This is a genomic window from Paenibacillus sp. MY03 (assembly GCF_002165585.1).
Classification (GTDB): Bacteria; Bacillota; Bacilli; order Paenibacillales; family Paenibacillaceae; genus Pristimantibacillus; species Pristimantibacillus agaridevorans.
Genome location: NZ_MXQD01000023.1, coordinates 33,006 through 50,390 on the forward strand (window position 1 = coordinate 33,006; position 17,385 = coordinate 50,390).

Here is a 17,385-nt window from a genome sequence, read left to right on the forward strand (position 1 = left end):
AGGCTATTGCAACCTATTTCATTGGCGGTTGGTTATTATAGCTGTTGTACATCATATAGGGGTGAAAGTAAACTTCGCGGTCATAATCGTCGTTTTCGTATTCGCGACCGCCCCAAGCGATGACAACGATTTTGTCGCGATCCATCTCGGCCTCGAGACGTTCCGCCTCCGCCTTGGCCACGCCCAGCGACCTCATCTTGGCTCTGAGCTCGTCTCCCGTGCTGCGAAAGATATTGCCGATCGCGGTCCCGATTCCTTGATCCATGATGCCGATCTCTTCGGCATCCGTCCGCTCTGCGATTCGCTTCGTTCTCGTCTTGTCATGCGTCAGAACGAAAATCCGATCCTCCTCATAACCTTCCCGGCGGAACCGTTCCACCTGCTCCTGTACTTCTTCCCTCGTCATTACCGTGTGAACCTTCGTCAGTTGCGTGTTGATCGTTGTCATTTGAATTCCCTCCATTTACGGTTCGTTTATAGCGGTTGTTCAAAAAGTCCGCTTTTGATCACGAAGCAAGCCACGAAGCCTACTCGACATCGAATCTTGCATTCAGGCGAAACTTCCGTTGCTCACGTAGCTTCCACTACGCTCCGCTACTCAGTTTCTACCTTCATCCAATTTTCTCGGTGCTGAAAACCGAACTTTTTGAACTCTCACTTATAGATTGCAGCTATTTGATAGGTGATGTTCTTTGTCTCCGTTCCGTTCTGTCGTAGCTTCCGTCCCAGTCGGGTTAGACTCGCCTTCTGCCGAGAATAAGAGAAGCAATGAATAGAACCAGGAATACGACGAATAAGATTTTGGCTATGCCCGCCATCGCGGAGGCAATCCCCATAAATCCGAAGATGCCCGCTGCTACTGCAAAAATGAAGAACAATAGTGCCCAGCCTAACATAGGAATCACTCCTTTTGAAATTGTCATTCGCTAGCTTGATTACTATTAACCGCAGGAAGCAGGGATGAAACAACCTTGTATCTCGCGGACTTTCATTGATTCGTATCAGCGCTCAGTTATAATAGAAGTATCAGCAGTATCAAGAAGGAATACGACAATCATGATGCATAGATGAAGGAGAGAACTCATGGACATTATCGAAATTCCCTTGTCGCTCATCGAAGAGGATAAGGATCAGCCGCGCTATCAGTTCGACGAGGAAGCGCTGGGGGAGCTCATGCAGAGCATCGAGGAATTGGGACTGCTCTCTCCCATCAAGGTTCGGACGATGGAAGGCGGACGGTACCGTATCATTTATGGCAATCGTCGGTACAAGGCAACCGAAATGCTGGGACGGAAGACGATCCCGTGTATCGTCTCTACCACATCGGACGAGATGGAAATCTATCTGGAGCAGATTGCGGAGAACTTGACGAGAGAGGGCTTCTCCCCCATCGAGGAGGCCATCGCGTTCGATAAGCTGATGAACGATGGACGGTTCCGCAGTTCGCTCAAGTTTCTCTCCGCCAAGCTCGGCAAGCCGGAGAGCTACATTAAGAACAAGTGCGAGCTGTTGAAGTTCAGCAAGGCTGTCCAGAAGCTGATCGTCAGCGGGACGGAGATTCGCAAGGATAAGCTGACGGAGGATCAACTGATGCCGCTTAAGGATCTGTCCATGGAGCATCGGGATCCTCTGGCGCTCATCGCAGCGCGGGACGAGCTTCCCGTCAGCGACGTAAAGAAGATCGCCAAGCTGTTCAAGGACAAAACAATCTCCGACAACACCAAAGAGAAGCTGCTGCTCAAGACGGGCAGCGGCTTGATCGAGACCTGGTCGGTGTACGAGCAGAACCGGAAGAACAAGAAAGCGGCTGAGGAAGCGGAGGCTGACGAACCAAATCGTAAGGGATCGGCGACTGGAAACGCATCGAATGCGACATCTGGTGCGTCGGTGTCCGGGGCAGCATCGAATGCGACAACTGGTGCGACCGCGGCCGGAGCGGCATCGACTGGCTACACGACGTCACAGGCGGCTAGTGGCGCCGCTGGCGAACCGTTAAGCCCATCCGCTTATGACGGCGCCGGAAGGGCGGCAGACGGTTCATCTTCGCAAGCGGTTGGAGCTGGGGCGGCTAGTAAAAACGTCAACGTGTCCGACTTGCTGCGCAAGCTGCAGCAAGAGCTCCCTCGTCAAACTGAGCTCTCACGTTCCATCGCCAAGTTGGTGGTCGAATCCGACGGAGAGGGTCAAGTGTTGTTTACGCACGAGGTCGACGCCGTGGTGGAGCAACTGGAAGAACAGCTTGCCTTATGGAAGTCCCTTCGCGAGAAATCGCCGCTTTAGGAATATTTTCCAGGTCTCTGACACATCTTAACGGGAGGCGTTACTACGTAGAGAACCGCCTTTCCCGTTAAGGAGGTGGTATTCCGTTGGCGATTCTCAAAGACTCGTTGTTAGTCATTGCGCGCATCTATACAATCTACCCGCTACTGTTGGCCGTCACCTTATATATGGGAAGACGTTCCGTGGGACAGCTTCCCGTGTTCGACTTTCTGATCATTCTGTCGCTGGGCTCCGTCGTAGGCGCGGACATCGCCGACCCCAAAATTCAGCATATTCACACAGCCGTCGCCATCCTGGCGATCGGCCTCATGCAGCGGCTGTTCTCGCGGCTCGTCATCCGTTATCGCAAGTTCGGCAAGCTCGTTTCGTTTGAACCCGCCATCGTGCTAAAAGACGGCATCTTCCTGCATCGCAGCTTAAAGAAGCTCTTGTACACGACCGACGACATCCTTCAGTTGCTCCGCGCGCAGGGCTTCTTTGATCCGGCGGTCGTAGAGCTGGCCGTGCTGGAGGGCGATGGACAATTAAGCGTGCTCAAAAAAGCGCGGAAACAGCAAGTGACCCCGGAGTCTCTGGGGCTACCTGAAAGTAGCGTCGACATCGCCTACGCGGTCGTCAAGGAAGGTATTATCCTGCAAAAAACGCTAGCCGAGCTTACGCTTAGCGAGACTTGGCTGCATCAGCAATTGGAAAGCAAGGGGCTTCTTGCGGAGGATATATTTTTCGCTTCCCTTAACGCCAAGCGGGAGCTTACGATTACGCCTTACGAGCCGGAGCCCAAGACTCCGCCGTTGTATCATTAATCGCCAGCAGACAAATGGTGAACATACTATACGGACACGAAAGGCCGGCCGCAGATTTCCTGCGGCTCGGCCTTTTGTAGTTGCTATGGTTGCTATGCTTGTGGTTGGTTGCTATGCTTGTGGTTGGTTGCTATGCTTGTGGTTGGTTGCTATGCTTGTGCTTGCTATGCGTGGGTTGCTATGCCTGCGCTATCGCTTCCGCTGGCCCTTTGTCTTCCCCATGATGACATCGACCTGCGTTAACGCAAATGCCGAAATAGGAAATCGAGCGGCTCGTCATCCGGGTTAAATTCGTGTCCGCCTTGGAATACGACGGCCCGAAACCGTTCCTCGATGCCCAGCCTCTCATAGTGCCGCTTCGCCCTCCCGCTCTCCGACCGGAAGCCCTCCGCCGCGAACAACTCGTCGCGCGAGCCGCCTTCGACGTATAACGGCCTCGGGCAGACAAGGCCGCATATTTCGGCGTCCAGGAACGTATTCCCGGAACCGGTCCAGGTCCAGTCGGACCATCCGTTGGCGAACCGATCGTTCACGAAGCAGGAGGATACGGCGACGGAAATCCGGGTGTCCAGCGCGGCCGCGAACAGCGTGTAGAAGCCCCCGTAAGACAACCCCAACATACCGACCCGTCCGCCGTCAATATCGGGACGCAGCAGCAAGCTGTCCAGGCAACGCCGAATTTTCGCCAATTCCACAGCCGTAATGGAGGTGCCGAGCTGCTTCAGCCTGACATCGATCATGGTGCGATCGAAGCCCGGACCGAAGCGGCCTCCCTCCCACAACAGAAGCTGGGGAGCGAACACGGCGGCTCCCCGCCTCAGAATTCTGCGCGTCATGTCGTTATAGTTGCTGGAATCGAAAAATCCGGCCGTCATCTCCGGCGTCCCCTGGCCGCCATGCTGGGAGATGACCAAGGGGAAAGGTCCCTCTCCCTCCGGGAGAAAAAACAAGCCGTAGGCCGTCAATTCCCCATGGACCGGCACCGTCACCCGATAAATCTCGCCCAGCCCGTCCTCCGCGATTTTTTTATATTGGGCTTCGCCCAGCCAGGCAGCGCCGTCCACGGGAGCATCCAATGGGGACGGGAGCGGCAAACCCAACATCGCGGCGAAGTCCCCCCGATAACGTTCCGTGCTGGCAGCATAAGCATCGCAATCCCTGTAATCCGGCGCAAAATAATGATCACGCCGCGTCGCCGATTCCCGCTGCAGCTCTTCGATCCAGTCGTTCAGCCCGTCGAATTGCCGCTCGCGATAGTCATTGCCAGCATTCTCCGCCTCTTGGTAAAGCCTGCGCTGATCTATCCCTCGTCCTTGCGGCTTCTCGATTCCATTGTCCACAGTGCTCTCCACCTTCCAACAATAAGGCGTGTTTGCAAACTCGCCTAACTCTCAAACGCAATAACGACCATCTGATGACACTCCAGCACCGGGACGGAATAGGAAACCACTCCGCTATCCTGCTGATACAATAGGGGAGTCATTTGCGGTGCCAAATATACACTCGCAACGTTGCGGTCTGTTGTAATCGAAACCTTCGTATCCTGAAGCGGAATAATGTCCTCTATGACCTCAATGCCATCGCCCCGGCGCACCGGCGACACATATAGCAGATGGTTAATCAGGCGATTCTCCTCCCGCTGCTCCTGCAGCGTGACAACGCCCTGCGCCGGCAAGCTGGTAACCAACGTTTTGTCCGGAAGCAGGCGATTCAGCGCAAACAGTACCGTCTCCTTTAAAATCAGGCTGCCCTTCGTCGAATAGTCGTCGAATACATTCCAGGCGATGTAGATGCCGCTTGCGCTCTCCACCATGCCGGGTCCGCCATACGTTTCACTGTTCGGGGTATGCAAGTGAGAGCAGAATCTGTTTTCATCGCGGTTGAAATAGGGATCCTCGCGCCGACCCAGCTCGGTTCCCCCGGAGAGGCTAATCCGCTGTCCTTGCGAATAGAAAACAAAGGCTGCCTTGCCCAGCTTCCCGGGCTGGAACAACGGCCGGAAATAATCAGGCCTATACGGGTTTAATCCTTCATGCTTTACCCCTAGATCAAGCACATAACGCTCCCCCTGCTCATCCAGCCCCGACCAGCCTGTCGCCAGCAGCTTGCCTCCTTGCCGGATATACTCCTCCAGCTTGAACCGCAGCTCCTCCCCTACCGGAACATAATCCGGCAAGATTATGGCGCGGTATGCCGAGAAGTTTGACTCAAGATCAACCACGTCGAACAGGAAGTTGCCTTCGAGAAGCATGCGAATCGCTCCTGCATCAGACCCTGGCGTTGCCCCCTCTTCGATCTGCGCCTTGGGATGTACGCCCGTTGCCTCCAGTGTCAGGAGCGCAACATCGGCAACGGAACGGGTCGCTGTGCACCATTCTTGCTTGCTTTCAACCTCGCGGTAGGCTTCGCCAATTAATGCGTAAGTAGCCTCGTCCATCAATCCGCTTGGATGCAGCTGATCGCCGATCGACACCCGCGCGCCGTTCGCAAGGCTAAGCGCAGCTTCGTATCGAAGCGCATTGGGATGTTTGTATCCGCCGAATTCTCCCCAAGCCGTATGGAACTTGCCCGTCATGCCAAGGTAGTCCATGCCCAACGTACCCGCGTATCTCGCCGACAGCGGAAAGTGGTCATAACCTCCTCCGCCCGTCGGCAGCGATTCAACCTCGAGATGACTGTTCATACGTGCGAGATCGCGACGCCCGCGGGTAATATGACCGCTATTGTGAAAAACGGGCAAACCCGGCTTCACGGCTTCTACCGTCTCCCTTACTTTGGCCGTATAGGTTGCATAAGTTCTTTCCCATATCGACCGCAAGGCGGCCTTGTCGCGTCTATCCTTCCCTTCGTTTCGCGCAACCTCCATGCAGGTATGGCAGTAACACTCCCGCACCCCGACAATGTCAATGAACAAGCTGTCCGCATCATAACGGGACAAGGTCTCCCGCACTTGCGATAGCAGCACATCCAGATAAGGCGAATTCAGACACAACTCGTGGTAGCCGGGTACGTTATAGCCCTTGGTCCATGTCGTGGCGGCGTCGAAATCGCGAATCAGCCACTCCGGATGTCGTCTCGCCAATCTCTCGTCCAAGCCGCCTGAGAGATACACCGGCGTTTTGACCCCTATTTCATGAGCGGCTTCAATCTGCGCCCCCAACAGGTCGAAGCTTAGACCGGGATGGATCTCGTTCGCTTCCGAGGGATGATACGCCCAGCCGTGATGGCACTTGGAGAATATGGTAATGGAATCCACATGCCCCAACTGCAGCATCTCTTGGAATTGTTCTTTTTTGAAGGACGCACCTATTAACGGAATTGCCTCAGACGTATGAAAATCTAGATGCACTTGCCGAAATCTCATATCAACACTTCCTTCTCGAATGGTCTAACCCTTCAACGATCCTACTGTCAGCCCTTGCACGAAATATTTTTGGAAAAACGGAAAAACGAACAACATAGGCCCCGCCGCCAGCATCACCATGGCCATTCTAACGGACAGGTCGGGAAAATCATTGATGTTAATGCTCATGGACATGGACACATCCATGTTTTTAATAAAATCGATACTATTCATCATCCGGATCAGCAACAGCTGCAGGGGGACCAAATTGTCGTTGTTAATAAACAACAGACCCAAATACCAGTCATTCCAATACGTAAAAGATATCAATAATCCAATCGTTGCCAGAGCCGGCGTGGATAGCGGCATGATGATGCGAAAAAAGATCTGCCACTCTCTTGCTCCGTCCATTTTGCCCGACTCGATAATTTCCATCGGGATTTTCGCCATAAACCCTTTCATGACGATGATATTAAAAGGAGAGACCATCATGGGAAGGATAAGCGCCCATATCGTATCTTTTAAATGCAAATATTGAGAAATCAAGATATACCACGGAACCAGGCCGCCGCTGAACAACATCGTAAAAAAAACATAAAACGTTAGCGGCCGAGCCAGCTTATAGTCCCTGCGGGAAATGGCATAAGCAATCATCGCGGTGAGCAGCAGTCCGCTCGCCGCGCCTATAACCGTGATCAGAATGGTTACGCCATAGGCATTTAACAGGGCCTGCGGCGCTTTAAACAAATATTCGAAAGCAAACAAACTGAACTCGTGCGGAAAAAATGAATAGCCATGCTGAAGCAACGACTCCTCGCTCGATAACGAAGTCGAGACTACCAACGCCAACGGAAGTACGAAAACGATCGTCAATACGATGAAAAACAGATGGATGGCAATCTTGGCCGGTCGTATCCTTTTTTTTGCAATATTCATGTCATCATTCCCTTACCATAACGAATTTTCCTCGTCGATTTTTTTGATAAGCAGATTGGCGCCAATGACCAGGAAGAAACCAACGACAGACTGGTACAGTCCTACTGCGGCGGACATGCCTACATCGCCAAGCTGCCTTAACGAACGATAGACAAACGTATCGATAACATCGGTCGTGGCATAGATAAACTTGGAATCGTCCGGAATAAAATAAAACAGTCCAAAGTCGGCCCTGAATATATTGCCAATACTTATGATCAACAAGATGATAATGAGCGGGGCCAACAACGGAATGGTAATTTTCAATGCCATCTGAGGTTTGGACGCTCCGTCGATCGTCGCGGCTTCGTAATAGGAAGAATCAATCCCGATAATGCCCGCATAATAGATCAAAGCGGAAAATCCAACGGCTTTCCACAAATTCGTCAAACTTAAAATATAGGGCCAAAATGAAGGGTCCTGGTACCATTGCTTCGGCTCCATGCCCAATTGCTGCAGGAACTGATTGATAAATCCGCTGGATTGATCCAGCAGGGCCATGGCAATATAACTCACGACGACCCAGGATAGAAAATAAGGCAAGAACATGGCCGTTTGGTACAGCTTTAGCCATTTTTTGCTGATTTCATTAAGCAACATCGCAATGACCAACGCGGCAACCATCGTTGTAATAATAAACGTTACGTTATACAGCAGCGTATTCCGGGTAATTCGGTACGCGGTATCCGAGGTAAACAAAAACTCGAAATTTTTGAGCCCGACCCAATCGCTTCCGAAAATGCCCAGATTATAACGAAAATCCTTAAAAGCCAAAACAATACCGCCCAATGGCAAATAAGAAAATATAAAAACAGCAATGGCTGCGGGAAGCGCAAGCGCGGTTAATTCCATATTGATGGGAAATCTCTTTTTCGGTCGCATCGCGTCACCTCTTTAGATGGCAGGGGAAATAGACGACCACAAGATGTGCACGTATATTTCCGCCCGCTATTTTTTACACAATAGAATGTTTAAGTTACTTCATGCCGTTTGCCGCAAGCCACGCATCGAACTGCGTTTGAATTTCAGCGATAATTTTGTCGATGCCCGCTTTCTTCAATCGGTCCGCATACTCCGGGAACTTTTCGTCGGGGTTGATGGAGCCGGTCATCAGCAAGGTATCGTATTCTTCGCTAAGGGCCGTCGTGTTCGCTTCCTCCGTTTTGATATTGTTGCTGTCGTACTTAAATCCGATAAAAGGAGATACCGTGGCTTCCTCATTTTGCTTAATCGTTTTCTCCCATGTATCCGCGGGTTTTCCTTCCTCCAGATAACCGTTGAATACATTGCCGTACACCCAGTTTACATTGCTCCAATAACCGGCATTTTCATTTTTCTTGATGATGTTATCCGCTACTTTCGTGTAGTCCTTGCCTTCGATGCCAAAGCTTAGCAGGTTGTATAAATCTTTGTTGGTATTAACAAGGTTCAACAACTGCATGGCGCGCTCCGGATGTTTGGAGGTAAAGCTGACGGCATTAAGGGTAGCGTTAATGTCCGCGGCGATAAAGGGATCCATAATGGTTATGCCTACAATTTCATGACCGCCTCCGCGCGATTGAGCTTCCACCTCGCCGCCGGGTTTAATGGAGGTTTCGAAGGTAGCGGCTACGTTTCCTTTCCCGCGCTCTGCCTGAATATCGATAATGGCGATATCCTGCTTGAAGATTCCTTTTTCGTACCAGGAACGCGCCGTTTTCAAATATTCCTGATATTCCGGCGTATCCATTAACGCATGAACCTTGTAGCTCGGATCATCCTGATAGACAACGGCGCTGTTGGCGCCGAAGCCGCCGCTCAGCTTATGCATGCCATGCACGTACGGATTAAAAACCGGATTCGCAAGCGGAATGATCCCTTCTTCATTCTTGGCGATTTGCTCGAGAAGCGGCTCAAGATCCTCTGCCTTCTGTACCTTGCTTACATCAAAGTTGTATTTATCGATAAATCTTTTTTGCATATAAAAGCCAGGTTGGTTGGTAATCGTTTGATAGCTTGGCACGGCGTACAGCTTACCGTCGATTTTCGCGGCATCCCATACCTTTTGCGGGATTTGCTCCTTCAGCGCAGGGAAACCCTCAATCAATTCGTCTATGGAAAGAAAAGCGCCTTTTTGAGCGTTTAACTCGTAGCTGAACAACCAGTTCGAGGTCCAGACGATGTCGATGGCTTCATTAGCCGCCAGCTCCGTATTCAACTTCTGCTCATAGCTGCCGAAGTCGACAGGCATCAGCTTAACCGTTGCATTGATTTCCTTTTGCGTGATCTCGTTGACCGCCGTTTGAACGGAAGCAAGATCCGGCTGGGCCGCCGCTTGCGGGTAATACCAGATTAGTTCGACTAAAGGCTGCTGAGAACTCGTTTCCTCGGGCTGGCTGCCGTTTGTCGCATTCGGCGTTTCTGCGTTCCCGTTCCCATTTCCGTTTCCATTACCGCTGCAACCGCTTAAGACAAGTAGAGTAGCGAGTGCCGCGGTCGTCCATTTTGTCGCTTTTTTCATGTTACCTGACCTCCTGTAATTTTGTATGGTTAGCGTCTTGCAAGCCCCAGTTTGGCTCAATATATAGCCCTTGTATATTGTACTTTTCGTATTTTCTTGATCCCTGCGTTGTATTTATTACACTTTCTATGTAAAAAGCTATCCGCTATTAACGGACAGCTTTCTTCTGTCGGTATTCCTTTGGCGTCGTGCCGTATTTCTTTTTGAATAGCCTCCAAAAATAGCTTAAGTTGCTGTAGCCGACCATCTCCATCATGTCCTTGATCGTATAATTTTCATTGTCCATCAGCCGGATCACATGCTTCATGCGAACCTCGTTCATATAATCCCCGACGGACATAGCCTCGCTCGCTTTGAACATACGTCCGACATAGGCCGACGACATTTTGAGCATGGATGATATTCCTTGCAGACTCAGATTTTCATCCTTGTAATTATCCTCGATAATTTCCTTGATTTTTGTAATGAGGACCGTATTTTTTTGTTTCCCGCTCTCCTGGATCTCTTCGGACAGCTCCTCGAAAATCCGCAGAAAATCGTTTTTGATCTCCTCTAGCGTTTTTTGCTCCGACAAGCTTTGATGCAGCACGTTTAAGCTGATCGTGATGGGTTGGATTTTGTACGTATTCATCTCCGTAATCGTTTTTCGCACGACAAGAATGAGATGGAACAGGCTCGTAATCATGTTATGGTAATTGAGCCTGGACAGCTGCGCGAATATATCCTCCAGTTGCAGCTTAATCTTGTCCTGATTGTTTAGCTTGATGCTTTCAATCAGCTTCTGCTCCGTATCCAGCGAAATGCCGACATCCTCGTTTTTCCTGTTATCTGCCGTCATTTCGGGATAGATGACGCTGTCCATTCCATAAATAATGCGATACATCGCAATCTCCTGCAATTCCAAATACCTCTCGGATAGTTCCGTATAACCTTCAATAGGCTCGCTAATCGCAACATTAAATGCCATGCCATAGTAACCGGTCACCGTCTTCTTGACCTCGCGCAGCAGTTCGCTAATGGTATCCATCGTTCCTTCCGATTCGTCGGAAATACTGATTAGAAGGACCAGGTGCCCCGTTTGCATGTCGATGGCTTCACACTGAAAATGCCGATAAAACGTCTCCTCCACAATGTTCATCAGGGCAAAAGCGGATAACTGTGCATCCATCTGGCGAACGGAACGTTCGTCGATCGTTAACAGCGCCATCACATAGGAAGAATCTGTTTCGATATGGAGCGCATTATCCTTTATAAACTGCCGGAATTCCCCAGGATTAATGGAATCGCTTTCCTTTAGCAGTTTTTGAACATAGTACTCCTTTACAATGTTTCTTTTGCTGGTTTGTTCCGTTTTCAGCACTGCCAGCTTTTCTTTCATGGATCGATAAGCATGGATCACGTAGTCTACTTCGTCCTTGGCGGAAATAGACGATGGCTCCGACTGACCATCTCCTCCGACCTGCAGCATCAGATGATCGATCGGCCTATACAATCTCAGGCTAACCATTACGGCCAGTACGGACATCACAATAAGAAAACAAACCGTAACCAGAATCAATGTATTTCGAATCTGATACAACGTCTCCATCACCGATTTGTAGGGCTGCACCATCACGACCTGCCAATTGTTTACGTCGGCATCCATAATGGTTACGATTTGTTTGGCCCCGTTAAGAGTCGCTGTAAAATACTTGGCATTGTGCGTCTCTAGCATTTCCGTCGATTCGGCATTTAGATATTGACTCAACTCCAGCCGATCGGAGTGATCCGTATGGGATGGAAGCAGGACATTGCCCTCGCGATCCATAATAAAAAAGTCGCCATTGCTGTTTAAACCGTCCAGTTGGTTCAACATCTTCAAGTTGTTCAAAAGCCATTCGGACTTCACGTTAATAAAAAGGACGCTTTCTCCCTTCTCGTAGTAGTCCAGGGACTGATACATGGCCAACGTAAAAATATCATAGTTGGGCTGCTTATCGTCCAACATGCTTGTCGTGCTCATCGGCATGAGCTTCATTTTGTCCCAAGGAACTTCCTTGTTCAGGATGGGCAAAAAATTGGCAAGCAGCTTATCGGAATCTTCTTCCGATATGGACTCCAAGGCATATTTGGATTGATTGGAATAAAAGCTTTGCGTCTTTCCGTTATATACGACAATGGAATACAGGAACGAGGTGGAATCCACCCGTTTTTTCTGTTTCTTCATTCGGTTATGCATATCGAATATATCTTCGCTGCGGCTGTTCATCAGCGGCATCAATTCTTCGTCAAAAAAAATGGAGATGGCCATGTTTTTTATAATCTCATTCATATAAGTAATGTTATATCTAACCTGCTGCAACACTTTGGTGTTGGATTGCACCTGCTGCTTCACGATCTTTTCTTGCGAAACAAAATAAAAAACGGTAGCAAACGCGCTCAATGACAGCAGGGTTAAAATGGAGATTAAAATCACCATTTTACGCAAATGCAATCTCGACGTGTATTTGGCTTTGAGTTTCCTTACAAATCCCATATGCAGTCCCCCCACCCTGTCTGTCTGATCCTATTCTACCAGCTATCTCTACTAGGCAATATGGAAATGTTCTTATTTGTATATTGGCACACAAGGAACTTATTCGGAATTGTACAATGTGGATAAAGTAGCACTTCTTATAGAAGTTAGTATGGATACTGCGTAAAAAGGCGCACAATGGAGTTACTTCTCCACCGTACGCCTCTTCCCTTCACAACTTCTATTCGTTCTTAAATTCCAGCATGGCCAGCAGCATAGCGGCTGCTTCCGCACGGGAGGTTTCCGCATTCGGAGCGAAGCGATTGCCCCCGCGTCCTTCGATCAGTCCGCTTGCTCGCAGCGCCTCCACCGCAGGTCTGGCCCATACCGGAATATCTCCATGGTCGGCAAAGCGCTCGGCATCGCCAGTCGCGGCCTCTATCCGCAAGGCTCTTTGCAGCATGACTGCCATCTGGGCACGAGTAACAATCGCGTTTGCATGAAACGAACCGTCCTCATACCCGTTTATCAGTCCCGCTGCAGCCGCCCCGGCAACCGCTTCCCGAGCCCAGCCCGGAATTTGCTCGCTATCCGTAAAAGCCGGCGCGGTTACTGTAGTATTCAGCTTCAGCGCATTGGCCAGCATAACCGCGAATTGTGCCCTTGTTACGCCCTGATCCGGACGGAATTTACCATCGGGATAACCCTGAATCAACTTCAGAGACGCGGCCTTCTTGACGATCTGCTGACTCCAATGTCCGTCCATATCCGAGAATTCAGGTTCCGAATTCCCGCTTGAATCTCCATCCCCGTCGCTTGGATCAGTCGGGGTTGGCGTTGCTGTTGGCGTTGGTGTTGGTGTCGGCGACGTTGTTGGCGTCGGCGTCGATGGCGGCGGTGTTGGATTTGTAGGCGTTGTCGGCGCTAACGGGGTCGCTGTTGCCGACGTGGAGAATAGACTTTCCCCACCTGGGCCAACTGCTGTTACCGCGAAGGAATATGCATTCCCGTTTGTCAGACCCGTCACCTGATAAGACGCCTCCGTAAGCGAGGCTTGAACAACCTCCCATTGTTGCGTATCCAACGGAGCCGATGCCCCTTGATACTTATAAAGCGTATAGCTGTCTGCGCCTGCGACAGGGCTCCAGCTCAGACTTACCGATGTATTCCCGGCTACTCCCGCCAGATTCTGAGGTGCGACAGGCGGCTTGTTAGGCATTGTCATTTGCACATTCGATTGTACAGAAGTCGTGTACGTATTGGCATCGGAATGGGCAATGGTCATAATACCCGCCAGCACCATATTGTCCATTTCCACTTCGGCCTCCGCAAAAGAGACCCACTCATTATTTTGCTTGTAAAAAGCTTCAAAAACATTCCCTGATTTCGTTAGCTTCAACTCTGTCGGAAGCGGAATTGGATTCGCGGGGAAAGCGTAGTCCGACTCTCCTCCTTCTTCCTCCCGGAAAACAAAGCGCAATACTCCATCATGCAGAACGCGCAGGTTTACTTGCTTGGCATTCGCGCTGTCTTTATCCCTTATCATAATGCCCGCTGCTGCGTCCGGATGCGTGTTGACCAGCGAGTTTACTTTGGTACTTATTTCGAAGTCGCCCTCTATATCGTTTAAATCCACATTACGATACGCATAAGTAAAAGCGTCTGCTTCACCCCATACGTTGGCTCCGTTGGTTCGAATGGTGAACGCCCCGTTATTCTGAACGACATAGCCATCTGTGTCGCCGTAGTTGACGAGAGTCCAAGGCGCCTCCAAGTGTCCTTCAGGGTATACGGTCATCGTAATGCTCGCCGACCTGACAACGCCGAACCAATTCGCGTGGGCCGTGAAGGTCACAATGCCTTCCTGCTTCGGTTTAATGATCCCGTCCAGATTGATCTCGGCAACGCCATTATTATTGGATGTATAGGTCATCATCGCAACATCCATATTGGTCTGCTCATTGTTGGTCAACACGCCAGTGACGTTAAGCTGTGCCAGATGTCCCACGCGCAATAAATGAGGCGCGACTTGCACCTCCATTCTATCCAAGCCAGCGGCAAGCACTTCGATCTCAGCCGAGTCGGTGCGCGTCACGCCTCCCCGCTCTATGGTCGCCGTTATGGTAACCTTACCTGGAGCGACTGCGGTAACCGTGCCGTTCGTCGGGTGAACCCTTGCTACGCTAGTGTCTGAACTTACGAAGCTGACAGAGCCGAATATGTCCATCAGAACGCCTGAGGTGTTATCCGCCATGACCCAAGGCTGCACAGCATCATGAACAAGCATATAGGCGCTCGCGATCAATTCGATCGACGCAAGCGGGCTGCTCTCCAGATACGTCCACGGGTCCTCGCGAAGCCCTATTTGTTCGAACGGAATGTGATTGAAGCGCGGCAGCTTGTCGAACACTTTCGCATCCTGCGCCAATGAGAAATCTTTTCCAGACCGGTTCACGAAGCCTGGATCCTCTTCCGTTACCCAGTTGCTGTGAATATATCCGTAAGTAGATACATTGGGATCAATAATCAATTCTTCGTTGAGTTGATACACATTATCCTGAAGCGTATTATACTTTGGCAAACATGGCGTATCGCCCCATAATGTCGTCAAGTTGGTATACCGCGAGGCCCACGGATCGGTATTTATAGGCAGCTGCTGCAGCTTGTTATGAAGCATGCCATTCGGAGCGCATGCTCCCCACGCCCAAGTCACGCCCCTGTCATCCATCCGGATCGAATATTTGCCTTCCATCACGATATTATTGGCAACCATATTATTGCGACCGCCGCCAACCAGCATCCCTGTTTGCGCCCGATCTATTACATTTCCATACACGAGAGAACCGCTAGCCATATCATCCAAATAAACGCCTATTTGTCCAATTCCGGCTACACCATAAAGGTTGTGCAAATAGTTGTAGCGTATGACGGTGCCTTGCTCTGCCCAATCAGACCCTATATACATGGCGCCGGCATCGCTTGTGGTCTTCAATACATCATAGATTTCATTGTATTCAATGACATGGTTATTGCCGTGAATCCATATGGCCATATGCGGGCCATCATAAATCTCGTTATGCGCAAATCTGTGGCCTACTCCCCGCAGCTCGACGCCCGGCGAATATGTAGCCTGTATGCGGCTGAAATTGTAAATCTCGTTATTGACTACATTAAAATTGCTAGGCGTTAACGTCGCGCGATCTCCGCCATTCAGATAAATGGCGCCGTAACCTGTATTATAAATTTGATTGTCGATGACAATATGATCTTGGCCGCCATCAATAGATAGCGCGATATTACCCAAATTCCGGAAAATGTTATTGTCCAGAACCACGCTGCTGCCGCCCTCTACGACAACTCCGATATCGCGCGAAGCCTCGAAACTGAGCCCTTTAAAGGTGATATGGGAAGCTCCATCCATCGTTACCATCGGCTCATTCAGCAAGGAAAGATACATATCCTTCTCGCTTGGAGTGCCTGTTGGAGGAAGATAGGCGTAAAGCTTGTTGGCATTACGATCCAGATACCATTCACCTGGAACATCCAACTCTTCCAGTACATTATAGTAGTAATAACGTTGTCCTTTTTTCACTTCGGCAAACGCCGTAATCTGGTCGGAAAGAATTCGCTTGGTAATCGTATTGATACCATCGAGCCTCAAATTCCCGTCGGCCCAATCCCAACGCTTATATCCGTACATCCATACATCGGTCAAGTCTGCCCACGATTCCGGACGCGGATCCAGGTATTCGAAGCTTGTGCTCGTTGTGAGCGGATCAGCTTCACCGATCAAGACGAAACCAGTGTCCGGCCAACGTGCCAGCCTGAAAGGTTCAGCATCTACAAAAAGCTCCGAGCTTGGATTGTGATGAACGTATTGGCCGCTGCCAGGAGGTTCTGTTAATCCGAATCCGACCTGCATATGTGAGCCATAGTTCAAAGCTCCATGCGGAGTCAGATCATATTCAAGCACATGTTCACGGACAGCCGGCTGCAGCCGATCTCGAATCGAGCCATTGCCGACTGCCGTAAACTGCGAGCCGTCCAGTCGAATTCCGCCTACAAGAACGGCTTCTTCCCCTGGGTAAGAACGGTATTCGATAGGCGCGGTAGCCGAGCCGGAGTCTTGTCCTGTCAGCTCGAAGCTTTCGCTAATGGAATAATGGCCCTCGCGCAAAAAAACGGTAATGCCGCCGGCTGGCAGGCCGCCATTTGCTTTTATGGCCCGAATGGCATCCCTCGCAGCCTCCAGCGTGGCGAATGGCGCGGTCACCGAGCCGTCATTGGAATCCGAGCCTTGCTGGGAAATATAGAATGAATGCGTAGACGTGCTCTCCGCCTGCACCTCAGTACCTGCAGGCACAATCAAAGTCAATAAACCGATCATAAAGGCAAGAACCAGCATGCTCCATCTTTTGCTCTTCTTCATACGTTAACCCTCTCCTTTTTCATGTACTCCCATTTCTTAAGCGCTTTCACAACAAAGAGCTCTGCGTCGCCACGACAAATCCTCTGCTCCTCCTCCCCTCTTTACCCATGACGTTGTCTGTCGCTTCCTGCGAACTCAGTGCCGCATCTATATATTCACAAAACTTAGGTTCGGCGGTCTATTGTACAATGTAGCGCTCCTTATACCCTCCATTGTCTTTTTTAATCATTGTAATAAAAACCGGCTTTAGGAGTGTGCTTGCCACTATAAGAGCATGTGTCAATCTTGGGCTGTTTTTAACGGTCACTGTCCTAAATGTTGCCGAAGGAGATCCCCTGCAGAGAATCCATCCGAATCCATCCCCTTGAAAAATCTAAATGAATAAAATCCCGGCCGTCCTCCTTGCACAAAATCGACCTCGTTATATAACAAATAGTACTTTTTGAACTTTATAATACCTAAAGTGAAAATCGCCGAAAAGCCGCGTAAATAAAGGGAAATCCGCCTTGACCACACCTGTAAATGTTGCTATTCTGAACAAAATTTCTGCACATGCGCTGA

The 17,385-nt window shown here is 50.3% G+C and carries 11 protein-coding genes; 2 read left to right on the top strand and 9 right to left on the bottom strand.

The window, feature by feature from the left end; genetic code table 11:
- Positions 1–13 precede the first annotated feature (13 nt).
- Both B1748_RS19820 and B1748_RS19825 read right to left on the bottom strand, forming a co-directional pair.
- On the bottom strand, positions 14–448 hold the full coding sequence (locus B1748_RS19820) for a YflT domain-containing protein (protein ID WP_087569681.1): 435 nt from the start codon (positions 446–448) through the stop codon (positions 14–16).
- 286 nt (positions 449–734) lie between these two features.
- Complete coding sequence (locus B1748_RS19825; protein WP_087569682.1) at positions 735–896, bottom strand: DUF1328 domain-containing protein; 162 nt, start codon at positions 894–896, stop codon at positions 735–737.
- A 187-nt stretch (positions 897–1,083) separates the two neighbouring features.
- On the opposite strand from B1748_RS19825, the gene B1748_RS19830 reads away from it, so the two are divergent.
- Both B1748_RS19830 and B1748_RS19835 read left to right on the top strand, forming a co-directional pair.
- A complete protein-coding gene (locus tag B1748_RS19830; protein WP_087569683.1) occupies positions 1,084–2,280 on the top strand; it encodes a ParB/RepB/Spo0J family partition protein in 1,197 nt (398 codons plus the stop codon).
- Positions 2,281–2,366: 86 nt separating this feature from the next.
- Positions 2,367–3,083 (top strand): DUF421 domain-containing protein, encoded by a 717-nt coding sequence (locus B1748_RS19835; protein WP_087569684.1) that lies wholly within the window; start codon positions 2,367–2,369, stop codon positions 3,081–3,083.
- Between the two features lie 239 nt (positions 3,084–3,322).
- Here the strand turns inward: B1748_RS19835 and B1748_RS19840 are convergent, their stop codons facing one another.
- From B1748_RS19840 to B1748_RS19870, 7 genes are all read right to left on the bottom strand, one after another.
- Positions 3,323–4,423: a dienelactone hydrolase family protein gene (locus tag B1748_RS19840; protein ID WP_087569685.1), complete on the bottom strand. Its 1,101-nt coding sequence runs from the start codon at positions 4,421–4,423 to the stop codon at positions 3,323–3,325.
- A gap of 44 nt (positions 4,424–4,467) precedes the next feature.
- Entirely contained in the window at positions 4,468–6,447 is a 1,980-nt protein-coding gene (locus tag B1748_RS19845) for an alpha-amylase family protein (protein ID WP_087569686.1), read from the bottom strand.
- A 24-nt stretch (positions 6,448–6,471) separates the two neighbouring features.
- Positions 6,472–7,362 carry a carbohydrate ABC transporter permease gene (locus B1748_RS19850; protein ID WP_087569687.1) on the bottom strand — a complete coding sequence of 297 codons (891 nt, stop codon included), beginning with the start codon at positions 7,360–7,362 and terminating at the stop codon, positions 6,472–6,474.
- Between the two features lie 12 nt (positions 7,363–7,374).
- On the bottom strand, positions 7,375–8,283 hold the full coding sequence (locus B1748_RS19855) for an ABC transporter permease (RefSeq protein WP_087569688.1): 909 nt from the start codon (positions 8,281–8,283) through the stop codon (positions 7,375–7,377).
- A gap of 94 nt (positions 8,284–8,377) precedes the next feature.
- Positions 8,378–9,901: an ABC transporter substrate-binding protein gene (locus B1748_RS19860; RefSeq protein ID WP_087569689.1), complete on the bottom strand. Its 1,524-nt coding sequence runs from the start codon at positions 9,899–9,901 to the stop codon at positions 8,378–8,380.
- Positions 9,902–10,049: 148 nt separating this feature from the next.
- Positions 10,050–12,416: a helix-turn-helix domain-containing protein gene (locus B1748_RS19865; RefSeq protein WP_087569690.1), complete on the bottom strand. Its 2,367-nt coding sequence runs from the start codon at positions 12,414–12,416 to the stop codon at positions 10,050–10,052.
- A 220-nt stretch (positions 12,417–12,636) separates the two neighbouring features.
- Complete coding sequence (locus B1748_RS19870; protein ID WP_087569691.1) at positions 12,637–16,824, bottom strand: S-layer homology domain-containing protein; 4,188 nt, start codon at positions 16,822–16,824, stop codon at positions 12,637–12,639.
- Positions 16,825–17,385 lie beyond the last annotated feature (561 nt).